Annotated in this window: 15 protein-coding genes; 4 read left to right on the forward strand and 11 right to left on the reverse strand. The window is 64.2% G+C overall.

The window, feature by feature from the left end:
• Nucleotides 1-14: 14 nt before the first annotated feature.
• The 6 genes from ACEWFR_RS03230 to ACEWFR_RS03255 form a co-directional block, all read right to left on the reverse strand.
• Nucleotides 15-1,034: a metal ABC transporter permease gene (locus ACEWFR_RS03230; RefSeq protein WP_374059692.1), complete on the reverse strand. Its 1,020-nt coding sequence runs from the start codon at nt 1,032-1,034 to the stop codon at nt 15-17.
• Nucleotides 1,035-1,040: 6 nt separating this feature from the next.
• Entirely contained in the window at nt 1,041-1,778 is a 738-nt protein-coding gene (locus ACEWFR_RS03235) for a metal ABC transporter ATP-binding protein (protein ID WP_374059693.1), read from the reverse strand.
• Complete coding sequence (locus ACEWFR_RS03240; protein WP_374059694.1) at nt 1,775-2,794, reverse strand: metal ABC transporter substrate-binding protein; 1,020 nt, start codon at nt 2,792-2,794, stop codon at nt 1,775-1,777. Before ACEWFR_RS03240 ends, ACEWFR_RS03235 begins: the two co-directional genes overlap by 4 nt.
• A gap of 185 nt (nt 2,795-2,979) precedes the next feature.
• On the reverse strand, nt 2,980-3,402 hold the full coding sequence (locus tag ACEWFR_RS03245; RefSeq protein ID WP_374059695.1) for a hypothetical protein: 423 nt from the start codon (nt 3,400-3,402) through the stop codon (nt 2,980-2,982).
• 420 nt (nt 3,403-3,822) lie between these two features.
• Nucleotides 3,823-4,995, reverse strand: coding sequence for a YhjD/YihY/BrkB family envelope integrity protein (locus tag ACEWFR_RS03250; RefSeq protein WP_374059696.1), 1,173 nt, complete (start codon nt 4,993-4,995; stop codon nt 3,823-3,825).
• 84 nt (nt 4,996-5,079) lie between these two features.
• On the reverse strand, nt 5,080-6,045 hold the full coding sequence (locus tag ACEWFR_RS03255; RefSeq protein WP_374059697.1) for a carbohydrate kinase: 966 nt from the start codon (nt 6,043-6,045) through the stop codon (nt 5,080-5,082).
• Between the two features lie 83 nt (nt 6,046-6,128).
• On the opposite strand from ACEWFR_RS03255, the gene ACEWFR_RS03260 reads away from it, so the two are divergent.
• Complete coding sequence (locus tag ACEWFR_RS03260) at nt 6,129-7,259, forward strand: hypothetical protein (protein ID WP_374059698.1); 1,131 nt, start codon at nt 6,129-6,131, stop codon at nt 7,257-7,259.
• A 75-nt stretch (nt 7,260-7,334) separates the two neighbouring features.
• Here ACEWFR_RS03260 and ACEWFR_RS03265 read toward each other — a convergent pair whose 3' ends face one another.
• Nucleotides 7,335-8,804 carry an aldehyde dehydrogenase gene (locus ACEWFR_RS03265; RefSeq protein ID WP_374059699.1) on the reverse strand — a complete coding sequence of 490 codons (1,470 nt, stop codon included), beginning with the start codon at nt 8,802-8,804 and terminating at the stop codon, nt 7,335-7,337.
• Nucleotides 8,805-9,007: 203 nt separating this feature from the next.
• On the opposite strand from ACEWFR_RS03265, the gene dpsA reads away from it, so the two are divergent.
• Entirely contained in the window at nt 9,008-9,553 is a 546-nt protein-coding gene (dpsA, locus tag ACEWFR_RS03270; protein WP_374059700.1) for a DNA starvation/stationary phase protection protein DpsA, read from the forward strand.
• Nucleotides 9,554-9,670: 117 nt separating this feature from the next.
• Here the strand turns inward: dpsA and ACEWFR_RS03275 are convergent, their stop codons facing one another.
• Entirely contained in the window at nt 9,671-9,838 is a 168-nt protein-coding gene (locus tag ACEWFR_RS03275) for a hypothetical protein (RefSeq protein ID WP_176548080.1), read from the reverse strand.
• 172 nt (nt 9,839-10,010) lie between these two features.
• Between ACEWFR_RS03275 and ACEWFR_RS03280 the strand changes: the two genes are divergently transcribed.
• Nucleotides 10,011-10,334: a hypothetical protein gene (locus tag ACEWFR_RS03280; RefSeq protein ID WP_374059701.1), complete on the forward strand. Its 324-nt coding sequence runs from the start codon at nt 10,011-10,013 to the stop codon at nt 10,332-10,334.
• Nucleotides 10,335-10,535: 201 nt separating this feature from the next.
• Entirely contained in the window at nt 10,536-11,039 is a 504-nt protein-coding gene (locus ACEWFR_RS03285) for a macro domain-containing protein (protein ID WP_374059702.1), read from the forward strand.
• 126 nt (nt 11,040-11,165) lie between these two features.
• Here the strand turns inward: ACEWFR_RS03285 and purM are convergent, their stop codons facing one another.
• From purM to ACEWFR_RS03300, 3 genes are all read right to left on the reverse strand, one after another.
• A complete protein-coding gene (gene purM / locus ACEWFR_RS03290; RefSeq protein ID WP_374059703.1) occupies nt 11,166-12,161 on the reverse strand; it encodes a phosphoribosylformylglycinamidine cyclo-ligase in 996 nt (331 codons plus the stop codon).
• Between the two features lie 107 nt (nt 12,162-12,268).
• Nucleotides 12,269-12,922 (reverse strand): metalloprotease, encoded by a 654-nt coding sequence (locus ACEWFR_RS03295; RefSeq protein ID WP_374059704.1) that lies wholly within the window; start codon nt 12,920-12,922, stop codon nt 12,269-12,271.
• Nucleotides 12,922-14,691, reverse strand: coding sequence for a TraB/GumN family protein (locus ACEWFR_RS03300; RefSeq protein ID WP_374059705.1), 1,770 nt, complete (start codon nt 14,689-14,691; stop codon nt 12,922-12,924). Before ACEWFR_RS03300 ends, ACEWFR_RS03295 begins: the two co-directional genes overlap by 1 nt.
• Between the last annotated feature and the right edge of the window lie 22 nt (nt 14,692-14,713).

Below are 14,713 nucleotides of genomic sequence, written 5' to 3' on the forward strand. Positions count from 1 at the left end.
CGGTTCACGGCCCGTCAGCGAGTCGAAATGGCTGCCGTCGACCGGCTCGAGGCGAAAATCGCGAGCAGGTAGCAGGCGATGGCGACGACGACGATCGAGCCGCCGGTGGGCAGTCCCTGGGAAACCGAGAAGACGAAGCCGCCGATGACGGCCACCTGTCCGAAGAGGATCGAACAGTAGAGCGTCTCGCGAAAGCTGTGGGCGACCTGCGTGGCCGCGGCGACGGGGACGACGAGCATCGCGGCGACGAGGATCACGCCGAGGATCTGCATCGCGCCGACGACGACGACGGCCGTCATCACGATCAACAGGGTGTTGTACCACGTCACGTTGAGCCGCGCGACGCGGGCGGCCTGTTCGTCGAAGGTGATGAACAGGAGTTGCTTGTAGGTCGCGACGGTGACGACCACGACGACCACGCTGATGACGGCCATCAGTCGCGCGCCCGAGGGAGTGACGACCGAGATGTTTCCGAAGAGGTAGCCCTCGACGTTGAATCCGGTCATCCCGCGGCCGTAGCTGATAATCAGCGTGCCGACGGCGAAGCTGCCGGTCAGCATGATCGCGATCGGCACGTCGCCGTAGGTGTTGGTCCGCTCAGCTAGCCACTGGACCCCGAGCGCACCCAGAATCCCCACGACCAGCGCGACGAGCATCAGCGAACCGTCCCAGCCCGTCGTCGCGCTCACGAGGAGGCCGACCGCGACCCCGGCGAAGGCCGTGTGTGCCAGCGTCTCGCCGATCAGCGCCATCTCCCGATGGACGAGATAGGTGCCGACCAGCGGCGCGACGACCCCGATGAGGATCCCCGTCGCGATCGAACGCCACATGAACGGATGGTAGAAGACGTTCGTCCCGAGGTAGTAATCCGCCCACCAGCCCGCAATTCTGGCCTGATCGTACAGTTCGCCAACAACGGGAACCCCGCGCAACGCGTCGATAGCGAGGAGGCCAACCATCGCGACTGCGAGGATTGCGGTGAGGCCAATTCCGACGTGCTCGAGCCGACGACGGTGAGAGTTGTGCTTCGTCATCGGATCTCAGTGGTGGTGGTGGACGACCTGTCCCGTCGCGCCGTAGGCCTCGGTCAGCGCGTCGCTCTCGACGAACGATTCAGTGTCGCCGTGGTGGTACAGTTCTGTATTGATGCAGGCGATCCGGCTCGCCCGGTCCGTGACGACGCCGATGTCGTGTTCGATCAGGATGATCGCGATCCCCGACTCGTTGAGCGACTCGAGCAACTGGTAGAACGCGTCGCGGGATTCGGCGTCGACGCCGACGGTCGGTTCGTCGAGCGCCAGCAGGTCGGCCTCGGAGGCCAGCGCGCGTGCGATGTAGGCCCGCTGGCGCTGACCACCGGAGAGCTGGTTGACCTGCCGGTCCGCGAGGTCGGCAATGGCGACCGTCTCGAGGGCCTCGTCGACGGTCTCGCGATCCTCATCGGTCAGTCGGCTATGGCCCGCGTGGGCGAACCGGCCCATCGTGACGACTTCGCGGACGGTGACCGGCATCGAGCCGCCGCGGTTGGTCGCCTGCTGGGAGACGTAGCCGATCCGCTCGCCGTCGTCGAAGGCATCGACGGGTTCGCCAAATAGTTCGATCGAGCCGCTGTCGGGACTGCGCAGTCCGAGCATGAGATGTAGGAGGGTGGTCTTCCCCGAGCCGTTGGGGCCGATCAGCCCGAGGAAATCGCCCTCTTCGACCCGTAACGAGACGTCCTTCACCGCCGGCTGCTCGCCGTAGGCGAACGTCACGTTCTCGAGGTCGACGACGGTCACTGTGCGTCTAGTGCCTCTCTGAACGCGGGGACGTTTATTTCTTCCATTTGCTCGAGGTAGCCCCAGCCCTCGTCCTGCCACGTCGCGAGGGTGCCCGAGAGGTGCGTGATCGCCATCGCGTCGGTCGCGTCGGTGTCCCGAAGGATGGTGTTGACGAGCGGCGGGTACTGTCCGTCGCGGTCCTCGAAGGGACTGTAGAGGATCGTCTCGATTCCCTCCTCGTCGACCAGCTCGGCCGTCGCCGAGATATCGCTCTGACTCGGTTCCTGTGGGCTGACGCCGGTTGGCGTGTGGATTTCGAACCCGTATCGCTCCTGGAGATAGGTAAACGAGTCGTGGCCGGCAAAGACGGCGATCCGACGGTCAGCTGCGTCGACAAGGTCTTCGAATCGCTGGTCGAGGGCTGCGAGGTCGTCCGTGTACGCGGCGGCGTTTTCCTCGTAGGTCTCGGCATTGTCCGGGTCGGCATCGGCGAGTCCCGACGCGATGGTATCGATGATATCCTCCGCGAGCACGGGGTCGAGCCAGACGTGGGGATCCACCGACGACTGGTCGTGATCGTGGCCGTCGGGGGTCTCGTCGCCGTGGTCGTCCTCGCTGTCGTGAGCATGGGCGTCGACCTCGTGGTCCCAGCCGAGCAGTTCCCCCTCGAGTCCCTCGAACCCGTCGATCACGGCGACGGTATCGTAGTCGGACTCGAGTGTCGCCGCGATATCTTGGGCCCACGAAAATTCCGGCGTATCGAAGTAGACGAACGCGCCGGCGTCGGCGATGTCACGAGTGAGATCGCCGCTCGGCGACCAGCCGTGGCCGGGCTGGCCGGTTCCGACCGGGTTCTCGAAATCGACCGCGTCGCCGCTTACCTGCTCGGCCCAGTCCCAGAGGGTGAAGAAGGCGGCGTAGCCGGTCTCGAGGTCCGCGTTCGTCGCGTCGATGTCGTCGAGACAGCCGGCGACGGTGCCGGCCGCGAGCGCGCCGGCTCCCCCTTTGAGCAGCGCGCGTCGTGTCGGGTTCATACTCGGGACTGGTCCCGCCGGAGTATAAGAGTTATTATCCTGGGAGTGGTTTTTGTTAACTGCAACGCGAGATGGTCGAGTCTGTTAACAATAACTGGCGATATAGCGAACTGAGTTAGTAGTCCGGTCGTCTCGAGCGAAGTCAATCCTATGTCGTCGACGGGTTGGGACGACCTACGATACGATCACTCGAGCGAGACCTCGAGTTGCGTCCCGTCCAGTCGACGATAGGCCGACGGGCGGTCCGGATCGGAATCGCGAACCACCTCGAACGCGTCGAATCGGATCACGAGCCGCCCGGGATCGATCGTCGCTCGGAGGACGGGGCCGCAACTCGTCACGACGACGTAGGGCGGTCCCGCCACGGGACTCGCCCGGAGGTCGTAGCCAGTAGCCTCGACCGCGTCGGCGAGGACCCCAGGCAGGGCCTCGAGTATTCCGGTTTCCTCGAGGAGTCGGCGAAGTCCGTCGGCGACCGCGTGGCTGTCCGTCGTTCTCGAGGTATCCCAGGGGTCGGCGACCGCGTCAGCGCAGGCGTCGATCCCAGCGACGATCGGCGCGTGATCCGTCTGAATCCGTCGCCGAGCGTCACGAACTGGATGGGACACGGCTTTCGGTGGAACGGGGACTTACAAAGATGTCCCGACTCGAATCGAACCCATGGTAGATAATCGCTCCCGCTGGGTCCGTTTCGCTGGATTCTGGTTGAATTATCCGCTGCGTAGCCGTGTGCATTGAACGCGGGGCGGTATGCAAGCATCCGCTCGCAACGCGAGCGGTTTTCCGCCGGAGCGGGGTGAAACCCCGCGACGGCGGTCTTTTGGCATCATCAGAACCGCTTACCGGTTCTGATTAGCAGTCAGAACGCGTTCGTTCTGACAGCATCAACGGGTTTTACCGGGGTTCGACCGAGGGAGCGAAGCGAATGAGGGAGGACCCAGGTAAAAGAGGTTGCTGTATCGCACCGCAGATAGCAGCTCGAGACGAGGAACTCGTTCTCTACCGGTCGACGGCTTACCGGTCCAGCGCTACTCGTTTCGACTCTCGACGGACCCAACGGTTAGCGTCCGGGCTCGCCGCAGGACGCCGCGCGCCCGCCGTCGCCACGACGGTCCTTGACGGGCCGCGAGTTCGCGCCGAAGTCGCTCGTTCTCGTCCTCGAGCTCCCCCTTGTCCGCTTCGAGGCGATCGATCCGGACCTCGAGGTCGTCGACGCGATCCTCGAGTCGGTACCGACGGGTTCGCTGGGCGTCCCGGTCGTTTCGCAACTGATCGCGCTCCCGCCGGAGTTCGGTCAGTTGAGCCTCGAGACGGTCGCGTTCGTACCGGTTCGAAGTGACGAAGGGATCGCGGTCCGCATCTTCGGGAATCGTCTCGAGCGATCCGTCTCCGGCGGCCGTCTCGTCGGATTCGATCTCGATGTGCCCAGACCGTGTCGCGTTGACGACGCCGCCCACGAGCAGTATCAGGCCGCCGAAGTAGAGCCACGTCAGTAAGAGGAGGATCGCCCCGATCGGGCCGGCCGACTCGGAGCTACTCGAGATGGCGACGTAGATCTGGAAGAGCGCCTGAAGGGCAGCCCAGCCGATGGCGGCGACGATAACGCCCGGGAGTACCTCCCGGGCCGAGACATCGACGTCGGGGAAGAAGTAGTACATCGGGAGAAATGCGATCGTCAGCCCGACCACGAGCAACAGCGGGTTCAACACTCCGAGGAAGGGAATGTTTGGGAAGAACGCGAACGCAATGGTGGTCATCGCTGCGGCGACCAGCGCGACGCCGATCGTCCCGAAGACGACGGCACCGTCTTGTAGTTGATCGACGAGTGAGTTCTCCTCGGTCGACGCGTAGATCTCCGAGAAAGCGGTGTCCAATCCCCGAAAGATCTTCAATGATCCCCAGACGAGTGCGACGAGCCCGATGATCGACGTGCCGACGCTGCCGGTATTGCCTTCGATCCCGTCCTCGAGGATGATCTGCCCACTCTCGGGGAGGAATCCTTCGGTCATCGAAGAGACCTGCTGGGCGAGCGCCTCGTCACCGACGAACGAGACGAGAAAGAAGACGAGGACGAGCAGCGGAATCAGCGAGATAAACGCCTGATAGGCGATTCCTGCGGCCATGAACGTCACGTTCTTCTCCTGGATCCCCGCGACGACCGACTTCGCGAAGGGAACCGCGCCGCGAACGTTGATACCCATACCGCATTCTCCGCCACAAATCCGGATAGGACTCCGGCTTGCAACCACGCGGTTCACCTGGTCGGTGCTCCGAACGTCGATCCATCAATCCGACCTGTCCTCAAGCAACGGGCGCACCGCTTCGCGCGTCGGTACCGCCGCCATCGCTCCCCTGCCAGTGGTTGCTGTCGCGGCAACCGCGTTCGCGAACGCCACCGCGTCCGCGAGCGCTCGCCCGTTCCGCAGGGCGGTGATCGCTCCGGCGACGAACGCGTCACCGGCCCCCGTCGTATCGACAGTCTCGACATCGAACCCCGGGTGAGCAACTGCGTTCGCGGCCCACGGCGCGCCGTCGTCCGCGACGGCGACCGCACCCTTGTCACCCCTGGTCACGAAGACGGTGTGGACCGGTCCGCCTTCGATCGCTGCCCGCGCGTGTTCGGTCGATGACCCACCATCAAAACCGAGCGCCTCGAGCTCCGCCGCCGTCGCGAGACAGACATCGACGTGTGCGAGCGCGTCGCCCACCACGCTCGCGAACGTCTCCAGGTTCGGCCACAGTTCCGGCCGCAGGTTCGGATCGAACGAGACCGTACAGCCCGCGGCCGCGGCTCGCTCGAGCAGGTCGAGCGTCGCCGCGCGCGACGGCCCACTCGAGAGGGTGACGCCGCCGGCGTGGACCCACTCGCAGTCGGCCAGCGTCTCGTCGTCGATCCGGCCGGGCTCGAGGCGCGTGTCGGCGGTTCCGTCCCGGTAGAAGGTGAACGCGCGCTCGCCGGTCTCGTCGTGGGTGACGAACGCGAGCGTCGTCTTCGCACCCGGATCGCGCTCGACAAACCGAATGGGGAGACCGGTGTTCTCGAGGATGCGCTCGAGGTACCGGCCGAACGGATCCGCCCCGACGCGAGTCCAGAACAGCGGCGGGCGCTCGAGACGGGCGAGCGCGACGGCGACGTTCGCCGGGGCCCCGCCAGGGCGGCGTTCGAAACTGGCGACGTCCTCGAGCGGCCCAGACTGCTCTGGAATCCAGTCGATGAGCGTTTCACCGGCGACGAGGACGTCGTGGGACATGCTCGAGTGTCCGCCGCCGACGGCGGTAGTTCTGTCGACAGGTAAGCTATATACAAGGGCGATTACAAACGTAATATACTTGTATGAAATACAGTTCACGTCGCAGACTGCTCGCGGCCGGAACAAGCCTCACCGCACTGAGTGCGGGCTGTCTCGACCGCCTTTCAGATGACGAGGCCGCTGACTCGGAGGAACCGGACGAGAGCGACGGGAACGATGGGAGCGACCTGTCTCTCCTCGAGCGCTGGGTCCCCGCATCGGGGAGTTCGGAACTCCTGTTTCACTACCGGGACCTCACTGCGGTTCGGCAGTACAAGAACGAGCTGCGAGCGGACGTGGTCGAATCCGTTCCGACGCTGCCGGACGGAGAGAGTCGCGAGGTCGTCGAGCAGGTAACGGACGGCGAGTCGGCAGTAGATTCCGTGTGCAGGTTCGGTTCCGAGGGCGTTGCCGGGAACGTCGTCGTTTCCGGCTCGTTCGATCCCGGTGCAGTCGACGCCGACCTCGAGTCGGCGGCCGGCGATTTCGAGGTCTTCGAGCGCGACGATGTCTCTGTCGCCGTCTCCGCGGAGACGGTTGTCGTCAGCCCTACCGACGGCGCGAATCTCGAGGCGATCCTCAAGGCGGGCGTCGAGGGAACCGATCGCCGAATCGATACGCACGGGAACTTCGCGAAGTTGACAGATCGAGTCGGCGACAGTACGTTCCTATGGGGTGAATACGAAGGGGGCGACGACGGTGCCGGGGCCGCCGTTTCGTGGACGCTCGGTGCCAAGACGACGATGTATTCACGTATCGCCGTCTATGTCGACGCCGATGGAACGGACGAGTTTGAGGAATCTTTCACGGACCAGCCCGACGATGTGACGGTCGAAACGGATGGCAACGTCGGCTTCGCGACGCAAACGATCCCGACCGAGGAGTACGAGTATCAGGACATGTTCGCCGAACGCGGTAGCCAACCGACGGAACCGTATGCAGGGGTGAGCCTCGATACCAATCGGAAACCGAACGCGGTCGTCGTGATGTATCACTCGAGTGGCACCGCAGAACGGGTCGAGGTGCGCGACGAGAGCGGGGTCCGCGTCGAGTTGACCGAGGTCGGCCAGGCCGAGACGATCGAGTACGAGTCCGGCACGTCGGCGACGATCACCGTCGTCGCCGTCAGAGACGGCGAGGAGAACGTCCTCATAACCGAACCCGTCTCGTTCTGAGAGAGGCTCAGAGAGCGCTTTCGAGATGGGAACAGCGTGTCGAAACCGATAGCGAATTGATAGCAGTCGGCCGGCCTACAGGATAATGCTCTTCTCGCGCATCATTGCGTGGATCGAGGCGTCGAGGCCTTCGCGGCCGATCCCCGAGTCCTTGTTGCCGCCGAAGGGCACGTCCCCGAGGCCGTGGCTCGGCGCGCCGTTGATCCGGACCGCACCGGCGTCGATGCGCTCTGCCATCCGCATCGCGCGTTTGTAGTCGCTCGTGAAAACCGCCGCGTCGAGCGCGAGGTCGGAACCGTTCGCGATCTCGAGGGCCTCGGCCTCGTCTTCGAAGGTCGTGATCGCGGCGATGGGTCCGAATTGCTCCTCGTCGACGATGCGGGCGTCGTGCGGGACGTTCGCGAGCAGCGTCGGTTCGAAGAACTGGTTGGCGAGTTCGTCCGGCACGCCCTCGGGGGCGCGTCGCTCGCCACCGCGGACGAGGTCGGCTCCCTTCTCGAGGGCGTCCTCGACAAGCGTTTCGACCCAGTCGGCTTGGTCCTCGCTAATGAGCGGACCGAAGGCGGTGTCCTCGTCGAAGAGGTCGCCGGCCTGCCAGGCGTCCATCTGGCCGTCGATCAAGTCAACGAGATCGTCGTGGATCGACTCGTGGGCGAGCACGCGCGAGATGGCCGAACAGCGCTGGCCGGCGTACTTGAAGGATCCTTTGGCACAGTTGCCCGCGACGTCGGTGAGGTCGGCGTCGTCGAAGACGACCGCCGGGGCGTTGCCGCCGAGTTCCATATGCAGGTTCACCATGCCGCTCTCGCGGGCGACGTGTTTGCCCGCGCCCGAGGAGCCGGTCATGGCGATCGCGTTGACGCGGTCGTCGCCGGCGAGCACGTCACCGATCTCGCTGGCCTGACCGGGGACGAAATTGAACGCGCCGTCCGGAATCCCGTCGACGTCGGCGATAACGTCGGCGAGGATCGCTGCGGAGATGGGGGTCTTGCTGGCGGGCTTGAGCAGCACGCTGTTACCGGCCGCGATCGCGGGCGCGACCTGTAACGCCGTCGTCGCCAGGGGATAGTTGTACGGCGTGATACAGAGGACGGCACCAATCGGCTCGTGCTTGACGATCGCTTGCCAGCCCTCGTGACCCGCCGTCGATCCCTCGCGATACTCGCCCGTGCTGACGACGTTGCGCGCTTCCTCGGCTGCTCGGTCGAAGCGCTCGGCCGCCTGTCCGACCTCGCCGCGAGCCGACGAAATCGGTTTTCCAGCTTCGCGGACGATACCTTCCGCAATCTCTTCCTCGCGCTCACGGAGTCGGTCAGCGATCGTTTCACACCACTCGGCGCGCTCGACGACCGTGGTCTCCCGCATCTCTGGTTTGATCTCGTGGGCCGCCGCGAGGGCGGCTCGAGCCTCCGTCGGCCCTGCTGCGGCGACCTGCGCGAAGGTCCCGCCCCCGGCGAGGTCCGAAACCGACAGTACGTTCTCGGTCTCGAGCCACTCGCCGTCAACGTAGAGCCGCTCTCGCCGCTGTGCGATTCTGGTTGCCATAGTCGTCCCTTGGAGCGCATCACTGAAAATGTTTACTCAGACTCGAAAAAATAAAGAATATATTGATGGTGTCGTTCGGTAACACGTTCAGACCTCCCGGGCGAATAAATAGCTGTATATCGAGAAAACAACTTTAGGTATACCAAAGAAATCTTCACTCAGGGGAAGGCTTTATGTGGAATGCGCGCCTACTGAAGAGTAGGATGAGTACTCAAAAGACCGTCCGCCAATCGGCAGACAGCGTCGAGGAGAACGAACTTCGCCTCGAGCAGGAAAAGGCCGAGCAAATCGTCGACGCGCTCAACACGGAACTGGCCAACTCCTACGTCCTCTACCACCAGTTGAAGAAACACCACTGGGTTGTCGAGGGCGCGGAGTTCCTGCCCCTCCACGAGTTCCTCGAGGAGGCCTACGAACACGTCGAGGAAGGTGCCGACGTGATCGCCGAGCGCGCGCAGGCGCTAGGCGGCGTCCCCGTTTCGGGACCGTCGAACCAGGAAGACCGCGCGACCGTCGAGTTCGAGGGCGAGGACGTCTACGACATCCGAACGATGTTCGAGAACGACCTCGAGATGTACGGCGAGATCATCGAGTCGATGCGCGGCAGTATCGAACTCGCCGAAAACCTGGGCGATCCCGCGACCGCCGAGATCCTCCGAGAGATCCTCGTCACGCTCGAGGAAGACGGCCACCACTTCGAGCACTACCTCGAGGACGACACGCTGGTGCTCGAGGAAGCGACCCACTGAGGATTCGAGCACGAAACCGCGTCGACGGTCGCTAGCGGCAACCGATTTTTCGCAGAACGAGAGAGCGTTCGCGTCGCGATACTGTCGCACCGAGCGAGACCTCGAGCGGGGGCGCGCTCAGCGTTCGAGGTCGACCGCCAGATCCGTCGCGATCCAGCCGTCGCAGTTGTCTCGTTCGGTAAAGACGATCTTTCCGGGGCGGGTCTCGTGACTCGTCACGACCGCCGCCGGCTCTTCGACTGTTTCGTCGTGTTCAGGGTCCTCCCTGCGAGCGGGCACGTCCATCACGTGGAGTTAGGTGAGCCTAAATCTAAAAAGGTTTTGGTCGACCTAGGATACTGAGAGCTGACGGGTTTCGGAATCGAACCGGTGATTCGCGCGGAGTAGTGTCGAGCCCGTGGGGTTATCTCGCGCGGAGATAACATCCTTTTTCCCGATGCGACAAAATCCCCATCATATGAGTTCACACGAGAACCGCTCACAGGGAGCAATGGGTCTGCGCGGACGGCACCTGATCGCTCACCTGTTCGACGTCGACACCGAACGCGTCGAGTCGCTGAGCTGGCCCCTCGGCAGCCGCGTGACCGTCGACACCAGCACGGAGTCGCTCTTTCGGCTCGCACACCGACGTTCCGCTCGAACCGTGACCGCGTTCGAAGTGACCGACTACACGTGCGTCCTCCGCCTTCGAACGCCCGTCGGGCGCGAGAAGTTTTACGGACTCGCCAACGCCGATATCTCGCCCGGTTCGACCGGAACCGACTGGGTTCGGACGGACTGAGACGGTCTGCTGTTACCGTGTCCCGGCGCCCCCGCGGTCCGCCATGCAGGTGCGACGAAACTGACTGTCAGTACTCCGTCTGATGCGCGTCGACTCCCGTGAGGGAATCGAACCCCGTGCGGGAATCGAACGCACGCTGCTTCCGGCTCAATTCGCCGTCTCACGATCAGTTTCATTGGCCTCGATACGGAACCTCCGAATATGGAGTACGACGTCATCCAGGGTGATATCGCCGCACAGTCCGCCGACGCGCTCGTCAACGCCGCCGGCACGAGCCTCCGGATGGGCTCCGGCGTCGCCGGCGCGCTCCGACGCGGTGCTGGCAACGAGATCAACGAAGCGGCGATGGAGCAGGGTCCCGTCGACCTCGGTGCGGTCGCGGTCACCGACGCCTACGATCTCGAGGCCGAGTACGTCATCCACGCCGCCGCAATGCCCCACTACGGTGACGGCGAAGCGACCGCGTCGAGCATCCGGAAGGCCACGCACAACGCCCTCGAGAACGCCGACGAACTGGGCTGCCAGTCGCTCGTGATTCCAGCGCTGGGCTGTGGTGTCGCCGGATTCGATCTCGCCGACGGTGCCGCGATCATCGGCGAGGAAATCGCCGCGTACGAGCCCGATTCGCTCGAGGACGTGCGGTTCATCGCCTACAGCGACGAGGAGGTCGAGACGGTCAGGAAAGCGACGGGCGAAACCGTGTAGGCGAGGACTGGAGACGGAAACCCCCCGTCTGTGACTCGGTTGTGGCCGCGATCACCGCTGTAGTATCGTCCCGCCGAACGCGCCTGACTGGAACGCCCTCAGATCGTGTAGCCGCGTTTCCAGGGATCAGGTCAGCGACAGCCCGCGAATCTCGACCGAATTGCCGTCTTCGACGCGGCCGATGAGCTGTCCGTCGGTCACCGCGACCAGCCCGTCGGCTTGGTCCTCGGGCAGCGCGACGACGAACCCGGTGCCCATGTTGAACGTCCGGTGCATCTCCTCGTCGGTCACGTTGCCCTCCTCCTGGACAAACTCGAAGACCGGCTGAGCGGGCAGCGGATTCTCGATCATGTACTCGTGCTCGCCCATCCGAAGCAGGTTCGTCCAGCCGCCACCCGTGACGTGGGCCGCCGCGTGAACCTCGTGCTCGCGCATCGGCTCGAGCAGATCCGTATAGATTCGAGTCGGCCGCAACAGTTCCTCGCCGATCGTCCGCTCCGGATCGAGCGGGAACTCGTCAGTGTACTCGTGCTCGCGGGTCGTCGCTTCGCGAGCGAGAGTCAACCCGTTCGAGTGAATCCCGTTCGAGGGGAAGCCGACCAGCACGTCGCCGACCTCGGCCTCGCCCGCGAAGATTTCGTCTTTGTCGGCCAGGCCGGCGCAGGTCCCCGCCAGATCGAACCCCTTTACGACCTCCGGCATGACCGCCGTCTCGCCGCCGAGCATCGTGAGATCGGCCTGCTCGAGGCCGACCGCGAGCCCCTCGCCGATCTGGTTCGTGAGCTCCTCGTCGGGCTCGTCGATCGCGAGGTAGTCGACGAATGCGACGGGTTCGACGCCCGCTGCGACGAGGTCGTTGACGTTCATCGCGATGCAGTCGATGCCGATCGTCGAGAAGTCCTCGATCGCCTCAGCGACGAGCAGTTTCGTCCCCACCCCGTCGGTCGCCAGCGCGAGATACCGGTCGCCGATATCGAGCAGGCCGGCGTACTCGGTCCGCAGGTCGCTCCCGAAGGCCTCGAGCAGCGCCGCGGTCGCGTCCTCGCTCGCGTCGATGTCGACGCCTGTCTCGGCGTACGTGAGTCGGTCCTCGTCGGTTTCCTCGTCGTCCGTGTCGGTCATACTCGAAGGACCTCTCGGGGCGAGCAAAAGGTCACCGGTCCGGCGGAGGGATCGACACTGTCGAGGGGAGTGCTCGAGGTATCGTCGAGATTCGTCTCGAGGGAGTATCAGAAGAGTCCGAGGCGGGCGATTGCGAACACGGCCAACACCACGCTCGGAACGAACACCAGTGCGAAGACGCCCTTGTGCCACTTGAGGACGGACTTCCCGTCCAGCGGCCCGAAGGGAATCATGTTGAACGCGGCCAGGAAGAGATTAATGACGATTCCCATCTGTCCTATCACCCCAAGAATGCCAGCGAAGAAGCCGGGGGCTCCGTAAAAGAGCAGTAACGGGAGAAAAAGGAGGGCGAGCAGGAGGTTCGTCACCGGTCCTGCAATCGCGATGAGCCCGTTCTCTCGCGTCGTGATCTGGCCTTGGTGGTAGACCGCCCCGGGTGCGGCGAACAGGAACCCCACGACCGCACCCAAAAGCGCCAGGACAAGCATCTGATAGTCCGCTCGAAACTCCGCGAGTTGACCGTGTTCGATCGCGACGACTTTGTGTGCGAGTTCGTGGAGGAGGAATCCGACGCCCACGGTCAGGAAACTCACTCCGATCGAGAGCACGAACTCTTCGAAACTGGTTACTCCCCTGTGGAACGGTGCTCGTATCAGCGCAAACGCGACGCTCAGCGCGATCCAAGCAATGGCGAGATCGCGCAGTTCCGTGTCGCTGAACGCCAGTTTGGGATCGGGATCCCGCTCGGTTCGATAGCTCATTACAGCAGCCCCCGGAGCAGTTCGAGACTGTTTTCGACGCCCTCGAGCAACAGCCCCATCAGCGCGTCGACGCCACCGATTTCGGGTGCTAGCCACGGTAACACGACGAACGGGAACAGCGCCGTCGCGATCATGCTCCCGATGTTCGTGAGCGCGACGATCATGATCAGCCGGAACAGCGGCACATCGAACATCGCCGACATGGCCTCGTCGACCGGTCGATCAGTGTCGTCGATGATCTCGTTGAGCGTCTGGATGTCCCTGACGTTGACCGGTCGGGATTTGAGTTCGACGTAGCCGGCGAACCAGCCCGGCGCGAGCAGCGGGTTGATGCTCGTCAGCCACGCGACCGCGCCGCCGACGCCCGCGCTGGTCCAGCGCGCGCCGGCCAGCCGCGCCAGCGTGAACGCGAAGATTCCGTTGAACAGGAACCAGGCGACGAACACCTTCAGCAGGAACGTATTCCTGACCCCCGCCATGAGCAACAGGAAGAAGAAGGCGAAGAAGGCGACCATGATCAGGTAGCCCACGATCTTCACGGGCGAAAACCGGCGGCTCGAGGCGGTGCCGGACAGCGACTCGGTCGACGGAATTCCCTCGGGGTTCAGCAGATGTCGTTCGATGCCGGCCTTGTGACCGGCACCGACGACGGCGAGGACGTCGTACCCCTGCTCGCGGAGTTCGTGGAGGTTGGATGCGATGTAGGCGTCACGCTCGTCGATCAGGGCGTTCGCGCCGCCCGGACTGAACTGGCGGAACTCCTCCATCATGGCGTCGACGACGTTGCCGTCGGTCATCTCCTCGATGTCGACCTCCTCGATTTCCTCGACGTCGCCGCCGAACGTGTCGAGGGAGAGACCGAGGATCGCACCGATGGTCACGCCGATACCGAGTCCGGCCAGCGTTCCGACCGTTCCGCGAACCGCGTAGACGCCGATGTTCTCGACGCTCGCCGCGGAGAACGGTCCGACAAACGTCCCAGTCGCGACCAGTGCGAGACAGCCGACGATACCGATGGCGAGTCCGGCGAGTAATCGTCCCGAAAAGCCGGAGAGGGCGCCGCCTGTGTATTGCTCGACGGACTCGAGCGAGGGGAGAAAGATGAGACCGACGAAGAGGCCGGCGAACGCGCCGATGGCGGCGCCGCCGGCGTACTGCAGCGGAGTGGAGGCGAGCCCGCCGAATAACAAGAGGTCACCGACGCCGAGTACGGGCGCGAGAAACGCGCCGAAGATGAGCCCGATGACCATCCCGGTGACGGCACCGAAGGTGAGGCCGATCGTTCGCGGATCGGTCACCCCGAGCGCGAGTCCGCCGACCATCTTCAGCTTCTCGGTGAACGTGAGGCGGCTCCAGAAGCGCTGGATCGTCACCTGAATGTCGCGGTCGACCAGGGCGACGCCGCTCCCGTTCGCTTCGGCGGACTCGATGGCGGCTCGCATGTCGGCTCCGGGCTCGATATCGAACTGGTCGCCTAGTCGGGATTGGACGTACGAGAGCATCCAGTAGGCGAGAAACTGAAAGACGGTGTTGCCCGAGAGGAGATCCTCCGCTTCGATGTCGTCGGGCGTCCCGCCTTTCATCTGCCGGTAGCGACCGTCGTCGAGTTCGACGGCGACGACGTCGGGGTCCTCCCGGTCGATCGTTTCGCGAACTTCGTCGACGCTGGCTTGCGAGACGTGTGCCGTCCCGAGGACCTCGACGGAGCCGCGCTCGCGGTCGGGAGGGGCTGGCGGCTCCGGCACGTCGGCCTCGCCTGCATCGCTCATTACCGGCTCAACTCGGCGGCGA

Source organism: Natrinema sp. H-ect4 (assembly GCF_041894845.1).
GTDB lineage: Archaea > Halobacteriota > Halobacteria > Halobacteriales > Natrialbaceae > Natrinema.

Bases quoted from the DNA above. Each gene is read 5' to 3' on its own strand.
- ACEWFR_RS03255 (WP_374059697.1), bottom strand. From the start codon at position 6,045: ATGTCCCACGACGTCCTCGTCGCCGGTGAAACGCTCATCGACTGGATT.
- ACEWFR_RS03300 (WP_374059705.1), bottom strand. From the start codon at position 14,691: ATGAGCGATGCAGGCGAGGCCGACGTGCCGGAGCCGCCAGCCCCTCCC.
- ACEWFR_RS03280 (WP_374059701.1), top strand. From the start codon at position 10,011: ATGAGTTCACACGAGAACCGCTCACAGGGAGCAATGGGTCTGCGCGGA.
- ACEWFR_RS03295 (WP_374059704.1), bottom strand. From the start codon at position 12,922: ATGAGCTATCGAACCGAGCGGGATCCCGATCCCAAACTGGCGTTCAGC.
- ACEWFR_RS03230 (WP_374059692.1), bottom strand. From the start codon at position 1,034: ATGACGAAGCACAACTCTCACCGTCGTCGGCTCGAGCACGTCGGAATT.
- ACEWFR_RS03275 (WP_176548080.1), bottom strand. From the start codon at position 9,838: ATGGACGTGCCCGCTCGCAGGGAGGACCCTGAACACGACGAAACAGTC.
- dpsA (WP_374059700.1), top strand. From the start codon at position 9,008: ATGAGTACTCAAAAGACCGTCCGCCAATCGGCAGACAGCGTCGAGGAG.
- ACEWFR_RS03285 (WP_374059702.1), top strand. From the start codon at position 10,536: ATGGAGTACGACGTCATCCAGGGTGATATCGCCGCACAGTCCGCCGAC.
- ACEWFR_RS03250 (WP_374059696.1), bottom strand. From the start codon at position 4,995: ATGGGTATCAACGTTCGCGGCGCGGTTCCCTTCGCGAAGTCGGTCGTC.
- purM (WP_374059703.1), bottom strand. From the start codon at position 12,161: ATGACCGACACGGACGACGAGGAAACCGACGAGGACCGACTCACGTAC.
- ACEWFR_RS03265 (WP_374059699.1), bottom strand. From the start codon at position 8,804: ATGGCAACCAGAATCGCACAGCGGCGAGAGCGGCTCTACGTTGACGGC.
- ACEWFR_RS03240 (WP_374059694.1), bottom strand. From the start codon at position 2,794: ATGAACCCGACACGACGCGCGCTGCTCAAAGGGGGAGCCGGCGCGCTC.
- ACEWFR_RS03260 (WP_374059698.1), top strand. From the start codon at position 6,129: ATGAAATACAGTTCACGTCGCAGACTGCTCGCGGCCGGAACAAGCCTC.